The sequence below is a fragment of the Treponema denticola genome (assembly GCF_024181645.1).
GTDB lineage: Bacteria > Spirochaetota > Spirochaetia > Treponematales > Treponemataceae > Treponema_B > Treponema_B denticola_A.
The window spans coordinates 1,914,943-1,936,084 of the sequence record NZ_CP058624.1; the positions used below are offsets into that span (position 1 = coordinate 1,914,943).

9 protein-coding genes and 3 tRNA genes are annotated in these 21,142 nt (G+C 33.3%); 6 read left to right on the forward strand and 6 right to left on the reverse strand.

The features are described 5' to 3' along the window. The first annotated feature begins 117 nt into the window (after positions 1–117). Positions 118–5,448 carry a diguanylate cyclase gene (locus tag HO345_RS08960; RefSeq protein ID WP_253682594.1) on the forward strand — a complete coding sequence of 1,777 codons (5,331 nt, stop codon included), beginning with the start codon at positions 118–120 and terminating at the stop codon, positions 5,446–5,448. Positions 5,449–5,459: 11 nt separating this feature from the next. Continuing rightward, positions 5,460–10,763 carry a diguanylate cyclase gene (locus HO345_RS08965; RefSeq protein WP_253682595.1) on the forward strand — a complete coding sequence of 1,768 codons (5,304 nt, stop codon included), beginning with the start codon at positions 5,460–5,462 and terminating at the stop codon, positions 10,761–10,763. 2 nt (positions 10,764–10,765) lie between these two features. Here the strand turns inward: HO345_RS08965 and HO345_RS08970 are convergent. Both HO345_RS08970 and HO345_RS08975 read right to left on the reverse strand, forming a co-directional pair. Continuing rightward, a tRNA-Pro gene (locus HO345_RS08970) sits at positions 10,766–10,837 on the reverse strand. Positions 10,838–10,890: 53 nt separating this feature from the next. After that, positions 10,891–10,964, reverse strand: a tRNA-Asp gene (locus tag HO345_RS08975). A 126-nt stretch (positions 10,965–11,090) separates the two neighbouring features. Here HO345_RS08975 and HO345_RS08980 point away from each other — a divergent pair. Continuing rightward, a complete protein-coding gene (locus HO345_RS08980) occupies positions 11,091–12,542 on the forward strand; it encodes a C69 family dipeptidase (RefSeq protein WP_253682596.1) in 1,452 nt (483 codons plus the stop codon). A 51-nt stretch (positions 12,543–12,593) separates the two neighbouring features. Here HO345_RS08980 and HO345_RS08985 read toward each other — a convergent pair whose 3' ends face one another. Together HO345_RS08985 and dnaX are read right to left on the reverse strand one after the other, a co-directional pair. After that, positions 12,594–14,933: a methyl-accepting chemotaxis protein gene (locus HO345_RS08985; RefSeq protein WP_253682597.1), complete on the reverse strand. Its 2,340-nt coding sequence runs from the start codon at positions 14,931–14,933 to the stop codon at positions 12,594–12,596. Continuing rightward, entirely contained in the window at positions 14,881–16,719 is a 1,839-nt protein-coding gene (gene dnaX / locus HO345_RS08990; protein WP_253682598.1) for a DNA polymerase III subunit gamma/tau, read from the reverse strand. The genes HO345_RS08985 and dnaX overlap by 53 nt, the downstream gene beginning before the upstream one ends. 150 nt (positions 16,720–16,869) lie before the next feature. On the opposite strand from dnaX, the gene HO345_RS08995 reads away from it, so the two are divergent. Then, positions 16,870–17,889 (forward strand): endonuclease/exonuclease/phosphatase family protein, encoded by a 1,020-nt coding sequence (locus tag HO345_RS08995; RefSeq protein ID WP_253682599.1) that lies wholly within the window; start codon positions 16,870–16,872, stop codon positions 17,887–17,889. 36 nt (positions 17,890–17,925) lie between these two features. Here the strand turns inward: HO345_RS08995 and HO345_RS09000 are convergent. Beyond that, a tRNA-Leu gene (locus HO345_RS09000) sits at positions 17,926–18,008 on the reverse strand. A gap of 241 nt (positions 18,009–18,249) precedes the next feature. Next, positions 18,250–19,656: an aminopeptidase gene (locus tag HO345_RS09005; RefSeq protein ID WP_010692394.1), complete on the reverse strand. Its 1,407-nt coding sequence runs from the start codon at positions 19,654–19,656 to the stop codon at positions 18,250–18,252. A 178-nt stretch (positions 19,657–19,834) separates the two neighbouring features. Between HO345_RS09005 and HO345_RS09010 the strand changes: the two genes are divergently transcribed. Beyond that, positions 19,835–20,230 carry a rhodanese-like domain-containing protein gene (locus tag HO345_RS09010; protein ID WP_253682600.1) on the forward strand — a complete coding sequence of 132 codons (396 nt, stop codon included), beginning with the start codon at positions 19,835–19,837 and terminating at the stop codon, positions 20,228–20,230. A 96-nt stretch (positions 20,231–20,326) separates the two neighbouring features. Further along, complete coding sequence (locus HO345_RS09015) at positions 20,327–20,953, forward strand: DbpA RNA binding domain-containing protein (RefSeq protein ID WP_253682601.1); 627 nt, start codon at positions 20,327–20,329, stop codon at positions 20,951–20,953. The last annotated feature ends 189 nt before the right edge of the window (positions 20,954–21,142 follow it).

Below are 21,142 nucleotides of genomic sequence, written 5' to 3' on the forward strand. Positions count from 1 at the left end.
CCATTTTACCATAAGTTTTAAAATATTAAAAGGGCTAGACTTTTTTGATGAAATATGATATAATCATCAAGTTTCTGTGATTACATTTTTGCTGAATCACAGGCCTTGGTTTAGTCTATGGAGATAATCAATAGCCGATACAAGATTATTAACAAAATAAGCAACTCGATTCCTTATGTGCAGGAATTTCTGGCCTCAGACTTATGGTCGGAAAGCACAAAAATTAACTTAAAAATTATATCATCCCTAGAGCTAAAAAAAGAAGTTCTTGATTTTTTTAAAGATAATTTCATTACAATAAACGCTATCGATAACCATTTTCATCTTAAAAATTACGGATTTTCCAGTCTATATCTGGCTTATCCTTCTTTACCGCCTTTAAGCCCTGATGAAATTTTATATATTTTTACTACCGAATATATTGAAAACGGAATACCTGTTCTGGAATTCGTAAAACAGTGTTCAATGGAAGATATTCTTAAGATAATAATATCGGTTTGCCAAAGTCTTGTTCATGCGAGTAACATTGGATTTGAGTATGAGGAGTTCACTCACGATAATGTAATAATAGTCAAAGGAAAAGATGGGTTTCAAGTAAGAATAAAAGATATTGTGTCAACAAAACTTGAAAACAATTCATCAGTATGTTTTAAGCAAGCTGAAGACTATACGGGAACCAGCGAAAATATAGATACGTTAATTTCTTTTATAGCGGCACTGCTTGCAGGCCAAGAAATTAAAATGAGTATTTCATTTGCTCTTACAAAACTAAAAACTGTTTATAAAAATAAAAATTTAAATAAAAATGATGCCGATATTTTTAATATATTGTATGAAATAACAAAAAAACAAATTCAGCATAAAAATAAAAATGATAAAGTTAAAATACACACCATTATTCAAGATATAAATAAAGGACTAGACCGGAACTACCCTGTAGATGTTATTCCTCCTATTAATTGTATAACCTTCAAGCCTAAATTAGTAGGAATGCAAAAGGAAATAAATCTGGTATCCCAAGCAAAAAACGAAATAAGTTTAAGAAAGGCAAAAAAAACGAGCTTTCTCATTAAGGGTAATCAGGGAACAGGGAAAACAAGGTTTTTAAAAGAAGCTGAATACAGGTTAGCATTAGAAGGAACAAATATATACTCTAATTATAATCTTAAGAATTCCGGTCCGGATCATTTCTGGGAAGATTTTTTAGAAAAGATTTTTTTAGATTTCTATTCCCTTCAAGATATAGCAGAAAGAGAAAAGCTTATAAGAAACATAAAGCAAATCAAAGATCAGCAGCCCATTGATAATGGAAAAAAAGAATATGAAAATATAAAGTTTAAAGTTTTCAATGAAGCCAAAAATGTATTTTTTAAAACCATCGGCCCGCTTCCTGCCTTTATTATCTTAGATGATTTGGAATTTGCAGACGATTTTATGCTTGATATGATTCTATATTTAGTAACCGAAGTTACAGAAACCGAACGTCTTGGCGTAATTCTATCATACGACGAAACTGTTGCTCCTGTTTCACATAAGTTTAAGAACTTTTTAAACATATTAAATAGTAATGAAAAATGTCAAACTTTTGAGCTGAATTATTTTTCTGAAGAAGAAACTATAGAGATGCTGAAAAATGTTTTAGTTTTAAAATATACTCCCGTATACTTTGGCCCTGTTTTATATAAATATACTGCAGGATGCCCATCTTTTATAGTAGAAATAATAAAGGAATTCGTAAATTCGGGAACGATATATAAGAATATACTTACAGGCTCTTGGCTTATTTCTAAAAAACTATATACTGATGAATTTCAAAAAAGAATTCCGAAATCAATTGAAGAAACATTAACAAATCAATTAAATGCTCTTTCATCGACCGAAAAAAAACTATACTTTGAAACATCCTTATTTCAAAATGTATTCAAAATAAACTATCTGTACAAACTTTCACCCCTGCCGCCAAAACAAATAGATAAAACTATAAAAAATCTTATAAACAAAGGCTTGATTACTCTTATCCAATCAGGAGACATAAGAAGCTACACGATTACAAATAAAATCATGCGTGATATTTTATATGGACTTTTAGATCCTAAACATAAAATGCTGCAACATAAAAAAATAGCCGACATTTTAAAAAAAGAATCAGGCGCTGATATAAATGAACTCATTTGGCACTTGGAAGAATCCGGCAATAACAAAGCTGTTTTGGATTGTTACCTTGATGTAATAAAACAAAAAATGAAAACCAAAAATATAGATGCTGTAGTAAAGATATATGAAAAAATTCCGTCTGCTATAATCAGCCAAAATGTTATAAATAGATTTAAGATACTTTTAAAAATATTTGAACTGTATAATCAGATGGGATTAAAAGATAAAGAAGCTGAAATAAAATTAAGCCTTGATGAAAATTTGCCAAAAGTAAAGAATACGGATCTCTTATCTTATTATTACAATCTAATGGTAAGATATGAATATCCTTATTTAAATGATAGTGAAATTCTTGTATATATAAAAAAATTGACAGCCATTTATGAAAAATCCCCCAAAGATATCATAAATCTCAGGTTACAGCACGCAAAATGCTTGTATTATCACATAACACAACAGAATAGTGACTTTAAAGAATCCACACAGAAAATACTGGAGATCACAAAAAACAATCCCAAATATCCGGCTTATAAGGCTGAATCTTATATATTCTTAGGCTATATTTATCAAAGAAAGTCGGATAGAAGGATGGCTATAAAATACTTTCAAAAATCGAAAAAACTTGCATTTTTATCCGGCAACATCAAAACAGGAATTCTTGCAATGTACAATATTTCCTTAATATATTGGGAGATACATCCGGATATCGAAAAAAATATGTCATACATAAAAAATGTTATAAATTTGGCAAAAAAACACGGTTTTTTATCGACCGAAGTTATTGCAACAATTAACTATGCAAAAATCCTTGCTGAAATTCAAAATAATTATGAGGCTTATGAATATGCAAAAAATGCGGAAGGTAAAATATTTACTTACAATATGTCAATATTAAAACTTCCATGTATAATAACACTTATGGAAATTGCACAAAATCTAAACAGATATAAAGATTTTTGTGAATATCAAAAAATGTATATAAAAATAGCTCGAGAAAACAAAATAAAATCTGTGTATGAGACTAACTTTATATTTTATACCTTAATTGCAAGAATGTATCAGGAGTTCGGTTGTAATAGTAAAGCAATAGTATATTTAAAAAAAAGCATAAAAATAAAAAAATACCAACCTAGCGGAAAAGTATTTATGGTATATTTTATGCTTGAAGCCTTAAAAATCATTAAAAAAGATAAAAGCGATATTAATAATTTGATAAAAATTTTTAATTCATATATACGCTCCAAACAAAATAGAGAATCAAGTAAAAGAAAATTGACTAGAAATTTATTTGATACCGTTATTACAATGATTATAAAGCGTTCGGATATTGATTTTATGCCCTTAATAATACAGATAATCAAATTCGATATGCCGGGATTATATGATTTTCAAATTTCGGCTATGAATTATTTAAAAACTTATTTAAATAAAACCGAATTTGAACAGATTTTACAAAAAAGTCTTCATATTATAAACCATAAAAATATTATAAATATAACTTTATTTATTAATAAGGCATTAGCCGATTATTATTATGCAACCGGAATGCAAAGTTTAGCTATCGTACATTATTTAAAAACTCAGAATAAAATAGCAGATATAATTAAAAACACACCCGAAAAATATAAAACAAAACTATTTAATAATTGGAACTTAAGCCGCTCTTTCGATATAGTTTCCGATTTTATAAAAGGAAAAACAATAGTAAAAGAAAAAAAATATAACAGAAATATAGAAACATCCGAGCTAAAGGAAATATTAAAGCTGGAACATATAAATATAATAAAAAAAGATAAAAAATTTAAAAAGGAATTGATAGAGACCTATCTCAAAAATGAAGGTTATGAACATACAACATCAGTTGAACTTGTTAATAATTTTACTGACAATTATGAGCAAAATATAGCTTGCGTAATGAAATTTTTAGCTTTAAATGTAATTGCCTCATCTTACGAGTTTTTAGACATAAGTAAATCTGATGAACCGCATTTTGTTTTACATCATAAAGATGACAGCGGTGATTTTCAGAAGATATTTGACGCTATAATAAAATTCGGACACCAAAATATAACTACAATAGAAAAAGTTTTACACAAGCCGTGTATGGTAATCCCTGTCACTAAACAGAATTTTAGCGCTAATGATTATAAAGTTTTAGGCCTTATGATCTTTATATCCGAAAAAGTCATAAATAATTTTTCACATGAGGGAAGAATTTTTTGTAAAAAACATTCTAACCTTTTTACAATGATTGTCGAAAACAAAAACTTTCAGCAATCCTCTGCTTATGATGTACTAACCGGTGCTTATACAAGAAAAGCCTTTGATATTTTTTTTAAAAATATTATCAAAAATGCATATAACTCTAATTCAAAATTTTCTCTTATTTTATATGACTTGGATAAATTTAAAAATATAAATGACACCTATGGACATCTTGTAGGCGATATAGTCCTCAAAAGAGTATCGCAAACAATTTTGGATTCCTTAAATCAAGGACAGATATTGGGGAGATACGGCGGTGAAGAATTTACCGTAATCTTACCCGATGCCGACTCACAAAAAGCCTTTAAAATAGCCGAACATTTTAGAAAAAAAATAGAAAAATTAATTTTTACCGAGTTTGAGAAAACCATTACAATAAGCCTTGGGATTGGGGCGTTTCCTGAGCATGGAAAATCGGCCTCAGAGCTGCTTACAAGTGCAGATCAAGCCTTATATCACTCCAAGAGTACCGGCAGGAACAAAACTACCATATGGAATCCATCTATAATTAATAAGAAAGGAAATAAAATAAATCAAACAGGTGTTGTTATAGCAGATGAAGCTTCTTTTAGTGAAAATGTAACCACTACAATAGAACTGTGTGATATATTAAAGCTGAATATACCTAAACAAGAGTTGACAAAAGCGCTTCTGGCAAAAATAGTTAAATTCTTTGAAGCTGAGAGCGGAGCAATTATTCTTAGATCTGTAAACAAGAAATCGGATAAATCTATCTTTAAGATTAATACCAAAATAGGATTTGAATCTTATCCGATTAATGAATCACTGGTTCATACAGTCGCTGAAGACGGATCGGATATTTTCCAAGTGGATTGGGACTCAATCGTAAAAAGGAACAGCATAACCAATATGCCGGAATGGAATTCAGTGATGGTTGTTCCCATGATAAAAAACGAAAAAATCATAGGAGTAATTTACCTGGCGGCTCCCGAAAAACATGCTAAATTCAACTTAAGCAAATTCAATTTTTTAAAATTTTTAGCGGATATGATATCTGCAAATATATAGGGGAGAATTAAATGAAAATATTAAATAACAGATATAGAATTATTAAAGAACTCCCGTTAGAATTAAAAAACAACACCGGTTTTATTGTTAAAAATTTAACTTCCGATAAAGGCGGAGTGTTTGAGCTAAGACTAATATATGCTTCAAATATGGATGAAGATTTTATGCAATTTATCAAAGAAAAATTTATCCTGATAAAGCAGTTAAAAGAAACAGTTCATATAAAAAATTATGATTTTACACGTTTAATAAGCATAGATGATAAAACAGTAAATGGAGACATATACTTATATACAATTGAATATATAGAAAAAAAAGAACCTATGTTGGACTTCTTGCTTGATGCTAAAACAGAAGAAATTTTTGAACTATTTGTTGCAATATTGAAGGAGTTAAACTATTTAATAACATACGGAATAGTATATAATAATTTTGATCTAAGTAATATTTATGTGGTAAGAAACAACGGCCGAGTTTTTTTAAAAGCAAAAGATATTGTTACAGAAAAAAATCAATATTCACATCAAATAAGTTTTTTAACGGATTCGGAAATTCGTACATTTACCTATAATTATGATATTTTAAAAACAATTATTCTATCTTTGCTTTTAAAAAAAAATATAACAAAGAATCATGAAAGATATTTTCAGGAACTGCAACAGATAAAAAAACATCAATTAGACAATGAAAATGAAAAACAGCTTTATTCATATTTTCTTAATATATATAACGAAATTAATGCACGAAAAGCAAAAAAAGAAGCTTATCCATTTTATGAAATAATATCGGACATTAATTGCAATATCAATACAAATTATAGTGTTTCGACTCCGATAAGTATTGAAAAAAATTATCAGTTTTCTATCGATCGTGAAAAGGAAAGAAAAGAAATATTTTCCATATTTAAACAAATAAAGCCGTCTAAGCTAGAAAACAGAAATATATTGATAACAGGCGCATTCGGTGTAGGTAAAACAGTTTTCTTATATGAGTTATATTTTTTGCTATTGCTTGAAAAAAACGATGTTTATTATATTCCAAGTCTTGGTGATATGGATGATATCAAATTTATTCTTCATCTCATGAAAAGCTTATTTTTAAAGAATGCATTAATTCAAAAAAATTATGAAAAAGAATTAAATTCAATTCTTGATGTTTTAAAATCTGAAATAGAGGCCAACGAAGATATAACAAAAATAAGCGTACTTAAATACAAACTTATAAACCTAATAACAAAATTAATAATAGAAAACGCATCATCGCAACCGATAGTTTTTATTATTGATGATATACACTTGATAAGCGAATTTATAACAAAAACGATATTATACATAACAATAGAAAATTCAGATAAAAGAAACATAGTACTGATACAATCTCTAAATGAAAGTTTAGTTAATAATAATCATCACGCAAAAAAACTTATTAAAACATTATCGAATCAAGCATCTATAAAAAAAGTAAATCTTCAAAACCTATCTGAAATAGAAACTGAAAGTTTAATACGAAACACGATAAATATAAAAAACGTCCCTGAAATATTATTAAAAAAAATATATTTAAATACATCAGGTAATCCCCTGCTTACTAATGAAGCTTTAAAAGAGCTTACGATATCCGGTGAATTAAAAAAGGATACGCAAACCGAACTATGTAAGCTCTCTGCAAATTTATCTAGTCCTTCCACCCCTATACCTATATCTGCAAACATACAGCAAGCCGTAAAAAAACAAATAAAGAACCTTAATAAACATGAATTACTTTTTTTAAAAGGCTTATGTATCTTCAAATTCAGTTTTAAAATACAAATTTTACCGGAAATTTTAAATATAACAGACACAGCCGTTAAAAAATATATACCGAAGTTTTTAGATCAAAACATCATAAAAAAAACCACAAAGCCGTATACAGATGAATATGGAATTGTCAATAAAATTTTACAAAAAACTTTATATGATGAACTCGATTATCAATATCGAATGGAAATACATAAAAAAATAATACAAAAAATGAAGGGACTAAAAAAATTCGATATTTATGAATTTCTATGGCATGCAGAAAATGCAAAACTATTTGAAGAGGCGGTAAATTATTGTATACAATATAAAGATAAAATAAAGAAACAATGTACTCACATAGCCTATATAGATATTTTTGAAAAAATATATACATTTATCCCAAACGATGACAACAATAAAAAACTGAATATACTCCTTATCCTTGCCGAATCATATCTGGAAAATGATAATTTAATAGAATGTAAAAGAAAAATAAAATCAGCCGAAAAATTAATAACAAAATCGAATGCGAATAAAATATTTGTAGCCAAAGTCCACATAATAAAAACGATTCAAGAAATTCAATTCAGATCTAGTCCCGAAAAAATTGCCAAATCGTTAGCCCTAGCTGAAAAGTCTACCGCTGAAGCAAATAATACTTATATACAATTATTTTTTGATAAGGCACGGATAGTATTTTTACAGTACAAAAAAAAACATGCCGAAGCCATAGATGAAGCGAAAAAAACTATATTAAAATGCGGTAATTTAAAAGAATTTAAATTAATAAAAACAAAAGTACTATTGGATCTGGCAAATAATCAGTTTTATTTGGGCCAATATAAAGAGGCAGAAAAAGCTTATTTGGAAACTCTTAAAACTGCAAAAGAAATAGGTGATATCAATATTGAAGACATACTCTTTAATAACTTAGCTATCATCCAAGAACAAAGATATAGAAACTTTGATGCAGCAATAACATATTATACAAAAATTTTAAAAAATAATAGTATATCGGGGAATTCACTTTCACAAACAATAGCTCTACTTAATCTAGGTATTACCTATTCACATTTTTATGATTATGAAACAGCCTATGGGATTTGTAATCAGGCAATAAAAAAAATAATACAAAATTCTTATAACGATAAAATATTTTTTGCTTATAGCTTTATGCATTATATCTACTTGTCCATGTGCATGTACGATAAAACATCAGAAATTGAAATTCAAATAGAAAAAACACTAAAAAATAAAAATATATTAAAAAATTCTTACGAAATAAATATTTTTAATCAAACAAAAGCTATGTTTTATTATGCAATAGGAAGTTTCGAAACTGCAAATAAAATTCAAGATAAAAATACAAACAATAAAGATGAAAACAAAAGCGTTGAATCCGTTTTCTCATCATTATGTATTAACCTGAATAAAATTGCACAAGGTAAAATAAATTCAACAAAACAACTGGAAGATAACCTCAACAAAATAATTTCCAATCCGGAATTATTGAATAATATATATCTCGTGTTTTACGAGCTGATTTATTATTTAAGAAAAATTATCATCTTCCGATATGACATTGATTTTAGAAAAATAATCAACATGGTACTCGGGATAAAGTGTCACAGTGATTATCCATTAATAAAAGCACCTCTATTATTTTTAGAAGCATATATGGACCCTGAAAATGCGGAAAAAAAACTTATAGAAGCAGCATCTTTAATTGAAAACAAATATATCTTGGATCTAAGTATAGATATAAACATAAAACTCGGATTAATCTATCTTAATAATAATATTAACATGGCAATGATTAACTTTGCTGAAGCCCAAAAACTAATAGATATTTTTATAAAGAAGATACCTCTAAAATTCAGAAAAAGTTATTTTAATGCCCACCATTATGGATTACCTCCATTAATCATATGTGACTATATCAATAAAGATATGAAGCCCGATTATAAGAAATTTATTGATGCATTATCATATGAACAAACAAAACGGCTTTTATCAAAAAATAACATTGAAAAACTAAAAAACAATTCGGCATTTATCTTAAATATTATAGCACAAACAAAACAATCCAGCATATTTAAAAATAAATCGATTGATAATATAATAGAAAAATTTACAGATGATTTTCTACAAAACATAAAAATTCTTTTAAATTTTACAACTTTAAATCTTCTTGCAAATTCAGCTGATGTATTTATAACTACAAATGACGGTAAAATAAAATCTTTATTTAATTTTGGTAAAAATAAAGCCATAGAAAAAATTGCACAATTGATAGAATCATCTACATACAAAATGGCAAATATCAAAACCGATGACGAAATTTCATCACACCTTGTTATTCCAATAAATTATCATTGTAATAAACAAACAGAAAATACCGTAACAGGCTATTTGGTTTTTGTATCAAATAAAGAAATAAATAACTTCGGTAATTTTGGAGTCAGTTTTTGCCTTAGCATCGAGAATATATTTGCATTTTTGATAGAAAGTTATAAAGCTCAACAAGAAGCTGCTACAGATAAACTAACATCGGCATTAACCAAAAAATACACTGAAGATGCATTAAGCGATCTTTTAACAGCTTCCAAAGTAAAGAATAGCAGTTTTGCTTTACTAATGTATGATCTGGATAAATTTAAAAAAATAAATGATACTTTCGGACACCAAACAGGCGATACGGTCTTAAGAGCTGTAGCGAATACCGTATTGAACATATTAAAAAAGGGACAGATATTAGGACGAGTAGGCGGAGAGGAATTTATTGTCCTACTTCCCAATACCGAAAAAGAACAAGCATTGGTAATCACAGAAAAAATCAGAAAACAAGTAGAAGCTTTACATTTTGATAATCCGGCTATTGGGATAACCATCAGTATAGGTATAGCTCTCTTCCCAAAACACGGCAGTACGGAAAAAGACCTATTGTTAAAAGTAGACCAAGCCCTATATGCTGCAAAAAACAGAGGCAGAAACCAAACTGTTTTATGGAAAGAAGGCCTTGCACCCGGTAAAAAAAAGGCCGACAAGCTGGCCGGAATATTAACCGGGAACACTCTAAACGACACAAAAAACATTCTAAGTTTTATAGATACCGTTTCTCTAATACGGCATTCTATACCAAAAACAAAAAAGCTTGAAATTTGCCTTGAAAAGATAATCGATGCTGCCGGTGCGGACTCAGGAATTTTTGTCTACCCTACTAAGGAAAAAACATCCAAAAATGTATTTAAATATAAGACTACTCCAAAACCGGAATTTCCCGTAAATAAAAATCTCATAGCGGAAGTCATATCCGAAAAAAAAGAACTGTGCAAAATCGACTGGGAAAATATTTCGGGAAAAAGCAACATAACAGGAATTCCCAACTGGAATTCTGTCATTCTTCTCCCTATTATCCTAAAAGGAAAGATAAAAGCCGTAATTTATCTTGTAGTGGAAATCAGAAAAAAAGAATTTGGAATTGAAGATCTTAACTTGGTAAACCTACTCGCAGATCTAATCGCTCCATTTTTTTAAAATCGGGCAGGGGGGATTTGAACCCCCGACTTCTTGGTCCCGAACCAAGCGCGCTACCCCTGCGCTACTGCCCGTAAATAGGTAGCCTTAAAAACAAAAAGCTCACCACTAAGGCGGTGAGCTTTTTCGGGAGCGACGGGGCTCGAACCCGCGATCTCCGGCGTGACAGGCCAGCGCGATAACCAGCTTCGCTACGCCCCCATAAGATTTGGCCATTCTATCAAAAATAAAAAAAAATGTCAATAGTTTTTAAGAAAAATCTTGCAAAAATATCGTTTTTAGGGTATAGTTTTATTTGTAAATATAATTTAACATATGAGGAAAAATATGAATAATGTAAAATCTTTTTCGGCACATACCGACTGTACAACAGTGCTGGTAGGCAAAAAAGCCAGCATCGACGGCTCAATTCTTATTGCAAGAAATGAGGATTTTCACTTGGCGATAAGCCCAAAAATATTTGTTTTAGAAAAGGCGGTAAACGAAGCAAACCGCATTTATAAATCTAAAAACACAGGCGTGGAGATTCCCCTCCCTACAAAGGCATACCGTTACACCTCCGTTCCGCAAGCTTATCCGAACGATAAGGAAAACCAAGGCGTTTACGGCGAAGCGGGAATCAACGAAAAAAACGTAGCCTTGAGCTCTACCGAAAGCGTCTACGGAAACGCTAAGGTGCTTGCATATGACCCGCTGGTAAAAAACGGAATTGCAGAAGATGCAATAAACGACATCGTTCTCCCCTTTATAAACTCTGCAAAGGAGGGTGTAAGCTATTTGGGAAAACTCATCGAAAAATACGGTTCTGCCGAGGGTAACGGTATTTTGTTTGCCGACCTCGATGAGATTTGGTATATGGAAATTCCCTGCGGCCATCATTGGGTTGCCGTAAGAATTCCCGATGACTGCTATGCCGTAGCTCCAAATCAGGTTTCAATCGAAAAAATCGATTTTAAAAAGCCTGATTATTATATGTGGTCAAAGAGTATCAAGGAATTTGTAAATGAGCATAACTTGAATCCTGACAGGGACGGTTTTAACTTTAGACACATTTTTGGAACATCAAGCGAAAAAGACAGAGTTTACAACACTCCCAGAGCTTGGTTTGCTCAAAAATATCTCAATCCCGAAATAGAGCAATCTCCGGTATCCAACGATATTCCTTTTATTCAAAAAGCAAACCGACTTATCTCGGTTGAAGATATCGAATACATACTAAGCTCTCACTATAATGAAACGGAATTTGATCCTATCGGCATAGGCAATAGTGAGTTTAATAAAACACGCTTTAGAGGTATTTCGCTTTCACGTACGGCCGAATCCCATATTTTACAATTAAGACCCAAATCTCCAAAAGGGCTTGAAGGAATACAGTGGCTGGCACTCGGAACAACAGCATTTGTTCCGTATATTCCGTTTTTTACAAATGTTTTGGATACTCCGACGGCCTATAAAAGAATGACCCGTATGGTTTCTACCGATAATGCTTACTGGTTATTTAAGCTAATCGGCCATTTTGTTGAAGCTCATTACTCCGCATTTAAGCATGATAACAATGCCTATCTTACCGAAATGCAAAGTTACGGAAGAGCCAGAGTAAAAGAAATTACTGACGCAGCAGCTAAAATACCTGCAAAATCTTTAAGCGAATTTTTAACTGAAGAAAACCGCAAAACGGCAGAGCATATATTAAAAAGAACAAAAGAATATCTTTCCGATTTGATGTTGGAATCGTTTAAGTATTCAAAACTTTCATTTACAATGGATAAAAACCTTTAAAGGATGACACGCCGTAAAATTAAAGCCCCAAGAATTTTCTTGGGGCTTTTGTTATTTTGACTTATTTTCGGTAATTAGAATATTTAACTTGGATATTGAAGAACCTGTTTGAGACTCAACTTCTCTGGTATTGTTTATAGCCTGATCCAAGGTTTTAATACTGTTAAGCATCTCTGAAATTTCAGAATTAACTTGCTCCGTTGCATTTAAAAGGTTCTTAAAGCTGTTTGAAATATCCGAACGCGTTAGGCTGATATTATCCCTTTCTTTTTGTACATTGGTAAACTCTTCTAAAAGAGTGTTCATAATCGAATCCATCTTTTCCGTTTGAGAGCTTACATCTGAAATAAAACCTGAAATATTAGCCAGAATATTTTGAAAATCAAAAACTTTTTGATTTATATCGTCAAAACTTTTTTGAAGTACACTTGAAGCCTCTGCCGACTGCCGGATTGTATTATTTATTCGGCTTAATATCTTGCCGGTAGAATCCGCCTCCGTTGCGGAGCCTTCTGCAAGTTTTCTTATCTCATCGGCAACAACCGCAAAGCCCTTACCCGCATCGCCTGCATGAGCCGCTTCTATAGCGGCATTCATTGCTAAAAGGTTGGTTTGTTCTGCCAAGGCGGTAATGAGCTGGTTAGCTTCAAGAAGAACCTCGGAGCTTTGGTAGATGTTCCCTATAATTGCAGTAACTTTTGCCAAATTATCCTTGCCTGTTTTGCTGGCATCTGAAAGCAAAGCAAAACCTTCATTTATCGTCTTAAATTTATCGGATAAGTCATTCGTTAAATTATTAAGCTCTTTTATTTGTAAAACCGTATTTTCTACAGCCATCGATTGATTTTCAATTCCTTGCGAAATATTCTCCAAAAATAAATTAAGACTGTCTGTAGCGGTTTGAGTTCCTCTTAATTCTCCATCTTGTACTGTAATTTCTTGTCTTACAGACTCGGCATATCCGGAAAGTTTTTTCATTGCATCTTCGGCTATGTCCATATTTTGCGCTAAGGTAATTTCATGCTGTTTTAGTTCTCCGCTTGTATTCTTTATCTCATCAAATAACAAACCTTTTTGCTTATCCGAAGCAATAAGCATAGAGCTGACTTCTTCAGCTTTTTTAGTTTCAAGATAATTTCTCCAAGCAAGACAAAAAGCTTGGGCGAACAAAAATCCTGAAAATCCAAAAGGTAAAAGGTTTCCTACATTAGAGAGCATCATACTGTAAAGAACATCATTTATCGATGAAATGATTAAAAATATAACACCTACAAAAATCGGAACACTTCCTACCCTCTTCTTGATTAAAAGCCTTATCACAAAATAAAAAGCATAACAAACCTCTGCAAGAATAACTATTTGGTGATATGTAATCAATTTTCCATAAATGTATGCAGGCGTAACTAAGATAAACAGAACATAGGCAAGAGCTTCTATCGATATGATTTTATAGATAATACCGTTTACATCCTCTTTATAAAGAGATCTAAAATATGCGAATATAAAAAATCCTACAGATGCAAAGGTAAAATAGTCCAACTTTGTGATGAGTTCCCACGAGGCTGAAGGAAAGATATACTTGAACACATATCCCATCACAAGATTTCTAAGGACAACAACTAAAGTAAAAAATATAAAAAATAAAAGACTTTTATTTTTAGGATGAAAAATAAAAAGAGCCAAGTGATAAAAGATTATTGCAATACAGAAACCGAAAACAAAGATGTCCACAAAGCGTTTGTCTAAAATCAATTTCTGCATAGCTTCTTTAGTGCCTATACTAATCGGATGATAAATTCCTCCGCGTGAATGGGCGAAGTTTGAAACTTGAATTGCGATATAAATTTCGGTACGGCCCTGAGGAATCTCATAGATAATATCTTCCGTGCCGGCTTTTGAATTTTCTTTTGAAGAAGCAGGATTACCGGCCCTCATAACTTCCTCTCCGTCAACAAAAAATGCCCAGGCCGAAACGGGAGACGTAGTTTTTAAGGTAAGCTTAGGAGCCTTTTGCGGCAATAAAATTTTAAATGTATAGGTTCCGCTTCCCAAATTTGAAAGCTTTGTTCCGTCTGAAAGAATAGCTTTGTTCCAATCCATAGGACATTGAATAAATACCTCGGCTTTTTCGATATCCTCTTTTGAAAAAACAAGCTTATTATTATAAAAGCCGGTCTCACCGCTTAATGTTAAAACCGGTGAAGATCTAAAATCGGCATTTCGTAAGTCTAAAATACCTCGTTTTATTTCTTCAGAAAAACCCGATAAGCCTATCGATAAAAAAAAGCATAGAGCCGCAAAAAATTTTATCGGCTTTTTTTCTTTATTTTTTAAATCTCTAAGAGTTTTGCTCCTGCATTGAGGCAGGATTTTGCACATTTTGAACTTCATTTTCTTCCCCTTCTTCAGTTTCCGATATCAAATTTTTACATTCAACTATTTTTCCCATAAACACATCAGTTATGGTACGTATTTTTTCCGGTTCCTTAACCGTCTCCTCAATTTTATTTTCCGGTTGAGGCGGAATATATTCTTTTAAAATTAGTTTAAATTTTTTTCCTGTAATTTCAAAAATAGAGTCGATAACCGTATCCTTTTGTTTTTGAATCAGCGTATAATCAAACGAGCTGCGGGCAAAAAGCGTAAGGCTGTCTTCTTTTAAAATCCAATCCTTACTTTGGCCTACAGCAGAAGACAGGATACCGCCCTTTTCTAAAAGGGCTTCAATTAAAGGTTCTTTTAACTCCTCTACAGTATTAAAAGCATTCTCTACACTGCGGACAGTCTGAAGTACGGTTTCTTGTGCTTCATCTTTTTTTTCAAAAGATACATTATCTGAAGGTACATTATTTGAAACCGGCTGTTTCTCTTCATTTTTTTTTTCGGTAAACCCATCCAATTTATTGTCCCGTCTTAAAACGGCCTTAAATTGTTCGGTCAAACTGCCCGCATTGTCAAAAGGGCGCGGGGACTCCTTAGGCTGACTTTCCTCGCGATGCGGAAGAGGTCTTGCTGCTTCAATATTTGCCCCCCGGCCGGAAATGAGATTTTGGGCTGCGTCAAAGGCCGTTTTTAAATCGGCAGGTGATACATAATCGCTAAGCCAAGAAAGACGCGAAACTGCAAGCTCCAATTCATAACGCTGATCAATAGAAAACCTTAGGTCCTTAAAAAGCTGAAGCATTATACTTAGGGCTCTTTCTATTTGCACAGCCTCCCATCCCTGTAAAATATCCTGCGGAAAGCGGTCTGCTCTTTGCCCGATAAGAGCTTCCTTTGTAATACCGTGCTTTACCAATAAAAGGCTTCTAAAATAATCCGCACAATCCGAAACTACCTGTTCAACCGAGATTCCGCCCTGCAAAATTCCGTCCAAGACAGACAGAGCTTCTTGACCGTTTTTTGCAGCACAGGCCGACACAAGCTTATTGATTGAATCAACACCCGTAAGACCGAGCTTTTCGTGTATTTTTTCGAAGGTTATATGCCCGTCCGAAAAAGCCGCAACTTGGTCAAAAAGAGTGTAAGCATCTCTTACACTTCCGGTTGCCTCGCGGGCAATCCAATAAAGAGCTTCATCATCGGCACTTATCCCCAGCTCTGCAGCGGCATCTGCCAAGGCCTGCTTCAGTATCTCTATCGATACGAGCTTAAAATTAAACTGCTGGCAGCGGCTTTTAATTGTCGCCGGAACCTTATGAATTTCGGTAGTCGCAAAAATAAACACAACATAAGGGGGGGGCTCCTCTATCGTTTTTAATAGGGCATTAAAGGCACTTGTCGAAAGCATGTGAACTTCGTCAATTATATAAATTTTATACCTGTTCGAATTCGGAGGAAATAAAATCTCATCTTTTATCTGTCTTACATCATTTACACTCGTATTTGAAGCGCCGTCAATTTCGATTACATCCAAACACGAGCCGGCCGTAATTTCTTCGCAGGCAGTACAATGGCCGCAAGGAGTAGACCTAGGCCCCTCGGCACAGTTAAGCACCTTGGCTAAAATTCTGGCCGAACTTGTCTTTCCGCAGCCTCTCGGCCCCGAAAAAAGATAGGCATGGGCTATCTTACCTGCTTCAATTGATTTTTGCAATGTTGCGGCTACGAATTCCTGACCCAGCAAATCTTCAAAACGCTGAGGCCTCCTCCGTGTCGCTGTTACTTGATATTCCATATTCGGAAGTATAGCATAAATTCATTCAAAATTAAACTAGGCAACCCGTTCAATTTTCTATTAGATCTTACTTGAAAAAAAATATATTTTCTTTTAATATTTTGATATTCTTTTACAAAAAAACATACAATGATAGTAGAGGTGATAGTTATGAAAAATTTAAGAAAAATTTTGACTTTATCTATTTTTATATGTTTTTGTTTCATTTTGTGCGCCTGCACGGGATGTACAAATGTATTCCGCTTACAAAACATCGGAAAAGATGAGATTTCGATTGTAAGCTATAATGCACAGACCTTTTTTGATGCCGTAGAGGACGGCCGGGAATTTAAGGAATTCAAGGGTTCAAAGACAAAATGGTCTAAGGAGAAGTATACCGAAAGGCTTTTCAGGCTAAAAGAGGCTGTTAATCTTTCATGCCTTACCCTCGGCTTGGGGGAAAAGGCCATACCGGATATCCTCGTTTTACAAGAAATAGAAAGCCGTGCCGTTATAGATGATTTTTGTAAAATTCTCCCGATGAATAACTCATACAAATACGCAGTATTTATTCCTCCCCAAAACGGCGGAGCCTTCAGCACTGCCCTGCTTTCAAAATTTCCTATAACCGAAACAAAGATTTTTAATGTATATTCAGGCAAAAGGTCATTGCGGCCCCTGATTGAAACCAGAATTCAGATAGGCAATTCTACGGGGGATAACGAACTGGTGCTCTTAAATGTTCATTGGAAATCCAAGGTAGGAAACTCCGATACAGACTCTATTCGGAGGCAACAGGAAGAACAGGCCTATAAAAGACTAAAAGAATTAAAAGCATCAGAGCCTCAAACGCCCTTTATCATATGCGGCGACTTTAATCAGACTCTGGACGAATTTTCTCTTTTGTCCGAATTTGACAACTGCTGGAATATTGAAGCCTATCAGGCCGCAGCTCAAGAAGGAAGTCAACCTACAGGAAGCTATTTTTACAAGGAAAGCTGGGAAGGAATCGATCATTTTTTCTATTCGGATAATTTAAGCGATGGAAAGAACTTCGATCTAAACTTCTTTTGCGTAATTAACTTAAAACCGCTGACCGATACTTCCGGAAAACCCGATAAATATTCCGTTTATTCAGGAAAGGGCTATTCCGATCATTTACCTATAGGCATAATTCTCAAAAGGCAATAAAAAACCGTTCATTTATATAATGAACGGTTAACCAAATACCGGCGAAGGGACTTGAACCCTTACGGAGTCACCCCCAATAGATTTTGAGTCTATCGTGTATACCATTTCACCACGCCGGCTCATTGAAAGCTCATTCTATCATAAAAATAAAACTTTGTAAAGCCCTTTTTTTAAGGCTATTTTTTTAAGGCTTTTTTAAAGCGAATATTGGGTTTATAAACTATAAAAAGGCTGTTTATAAAAAAAGCCCGCTTACGCGGGCAAGCCCGATTCCGTACGAAGGAGGATTACGGAATCAAACTACACATATCCAACAAAGCTGGTAATCATAAGTTACATACTATTGTTAAATGTGCATTATTATTTATAAAAGGCTCTATAAGCTTTATAGGCCATATAAAGGTCGGCCTTACTCAAAATTTCAAATGGAGCATGCATCGAAAGAACGGGAACACCGCAGTCTACAACTTCAGCGCCGTATTTTGCGATAATATAGGCAATTGTTCCGCCGCCGCCGGCATCTATTTTTCCGAGTTCAGCCGTTTGCCAGACAACCTTGTTATCATCAAAGATTTTTCTTACCTTTTGTAAGAATTCTGCATTGGCATCGTTTGAGCCGCCCTTGCCGCCCGAACCCGTATATTTATTGATACAGATACCGTTGCCGACATAGGCAGAATTCATCTTTTCAAAAACGGAGGGGAAGGCAGGGTCAAAACCTGCAGAAACATCGGCCGAAAGCATATATGAGTTGGCAAATGCCCTTCTAACATCAATATCCCTATAGTTTTTGTTTAAGGCAGCTATTTCTGCAACCATATTTTCAAAATAGAGAGCCTGCATACCCGTATTTCCTACGGAACCGATTTCTTCCTTATCGGCAAAAAGAGCCGCTGCCGTTCTTTTTGGAGATTCCACTTCCAAAATAGCTTTTAAGGTTGTATAAGCACAAACCCTGTCATCGTGGCCGTGACCGGCAATGAGGGAGCTGTCAAAACCTACATTTCGGGCCTTTCCTGCCGGAACAACTTCCAGCTCTGCAACCCTAAAATCTTCTTCCACTATGCCGTATTTTTCATTAAGGATTTTTAAGATATTTTCCTTTATAGGATCCTTTGACTCTTCTTTTTTATCGTCTTTTTTTTCTTTTGAAGCAGGCTTTTGATTTCCTACAAGGATATTAAGCTGCTCGCCGGTTATTCCTTCAGACATTGTTTCCTGAAGCTGCTTTTTTGACAGGTGTATCAAAAGGTCATTTATAAAAAGAACAGGGTCTTTTTCGTCTTCACCTATGCAAATATCAACTTTTTTTCCTTCTTTTGTAAAGATAACCCCGTGAATAGCCAGAGGAATTGTAGTCCACTGGTACTTTTTTACACCGCCGTAATAGTGAGTCTTTAAAAAAGCCATATTTGACTCTTCAAAAAGAGGCATTTGCTTTAAGTCGAGGCGGGGGCTGTCTATATGAGCTCCGATAATATTCATACCCTGAGTAATATCATCACCCAAAACCATCAAAACAACGGATTTTTCCTTATTGTTTAGATAAACCTTTGTTCCTTTTTTTGCCGAACCGCTTTTTACAACTTCTTCAAGAGACTTAAAGCCGTGCTTTTTAGCCTGCTTTATAATCTCTACAGTACATTCTCTTTCGGTTTTTCCATTGTTCAAAAAATCCAAATAACTATCTGAAAGTTTTCCTAATTCGGAAAGTTCAGCCTTTGTCAAGTTTTCCCACGCAGATTTCTGCTTATAAGATAAATCCATAACGCACCTCTTTGATTTTTACCGTAATTTACGGTTTTTATACCGTTTTAGTATATACCTTTTTTGAATTTTAGAAAAGCAGGGAGATTTTTGTATTATATTTTTATGATGCAAAAATAATAAATCTTGACATATTATAAAAATTTATGTAGATTTATACAAATCAAGGAGTTTGATGATGAAAAAAACATGTATATTTTTAATCTTTTTACTTATGGTAATTTTTTCCGCTTCATGTAACACAAAATCTACAGAAAATATTATCAGAATGGACGGTTCCCGGCTGGAAACAATTTTGAACGATGAAACGGAACGGGGAAAGTATCTTATAATCGATGTCCGTGAAGACTATGAATATAAGGCAGGCCATGTGCCTTACTCAATAAATATAAGCGTACAAGAAATAGAAAGCCGAATTTCAGAAATTTCCGATTGGAAAGAAAAAAATGTAATTGTCATATGCCGCAGCGGCAGAAGAAGCCGAACAGCAGCCGAAATTTTAGTAAAACACGGATTCAAGAAAATATTTGATGCAGACGGCGTAAGCAAATACAACTACAAATTGGAAAAATAAACCACTGTATGTAATCTTTGATTTTATAAAAAACTCGATAAAAGGGCTTGCCTAAAAAGCGATTATATGGCAATATAACCCTTTAGGAGATATATCGTGTCAAACAAAATTAGAATTGAAGATGAAGAACAATTAATTTCTTCCTTAAAAGATCTTATCGAGGCGATCAAAACACAGGAAAATCCTGAAGAATTAAACCTATATCGCCGAATCTTTAAAAAAGCAGTCCCGCTCACGATGCGGTCTTATGTTGCCGCCTACCTTATTAAACAAGCGGGAATCGGGGGCAGCCGCATTTATAAAAAAGACAACCGAAACGGCTTAGGAAAAGGTACTTTTAAACAAAACTCTGCAAGACCGTCAAGACCTAAAGTCATATTGGCAGAAGAAGAGTCAACAAGTCTTTTTATCGGTGTAGGCCGAAAAAGAGGAATTTTTCCAAAAGATATTATAACTTTGTTGATTCAGGGAGCCGGTATTTCACGTGAACACATCGGCGACATAAGAATTTTAGATAATTACTGCTTTGTTCAAGTTATGCAGGATGAAGCTGAAAATATCATCGAAAAACTTAACAACAGCTATTACCGAGGAAAGAATTTAACGGTTAGTCATTCAAGAAGACCGGAGGATGAAAATTTTGAAGATTCCGAAACCTTTGAAAATATAGAAAATTACGCAGAAGAAGAAAATAACCATAGTCAAACTGAAAGTGCAGTATAGACTTAAGACAGCCCCTCTTAAAAAGAGGGGCTTTTTTTATAAAACACAAAAAAAAGGGGCTGAGCACGCAAGAGCCGCACTTTTGGCGCTTATAGCGCTGTTCGGTATAACCGCTTTCCCTAACAAAGCGGACGGAAGCGGAAGAGCGATTTCCATAAGTTTCAAATTCCTTTCACTTGAAAAGAGTCG

Excerpts from the sequence above, each read along its gene's own strand:
- HO345_RS09005 (WP_010692394.1), bottom strand. The coding sequence starts at position 19,656 with ATGGATTTATCTTATAAGCAGAAATCTGCGTGGGAAAACTTGACAAAG.
- HO345_RS08965 (WP_253682595.1), top strand. The coding sequence starts at position 5,460 with ATGAAAATATTAAATAACAGATATAGAATTATTAAAGAACTCCCGTTA.
- HO345_RS08995 (WP_253682599.1), top strand. The coding sequence starts at position 16,870 with ATGAAAAATTTAAGAAAAATTTTGACTTTATCTATTTTTATATGTTTT.
- HO345_RS08960 (WP_253682594.1), top strand. The coding sequence starts at position 118 with ATGGAGATAATCAATAGCCGATACAAGATTATTAACAAAATAAGCAAC.
- dnaX (WP_253682598.1), bottom strand. The coding sequence starts at position 16,719 with ATGGAATATCAAGTAACAGCGACACGGAGGAGGCCTCAGCGTTTTGAA.
- HO345_RS08980 (WP_253682596.1), top strand. The coding sequence starts at position 11,091 with ATGAATAATGTAAAATCTTTTTCGGCACATACCGACTGTACAACAGTG.
- HO345_RS09010 (WP_253682600.1), top strand. The coding sequence starts at position 19,835 with ATGAAAAAAACATGTATATTTTTAATCTTTTTACTTATGGTAATTTTT.
- HO345_RS08985 (WP_253682597.1), bottom strand. The coding sequence starts at position 14,933 with ATGAAGTTCAAAATGTGCAAAATCCTGCCTCAATGCAGGAGCAAAACT.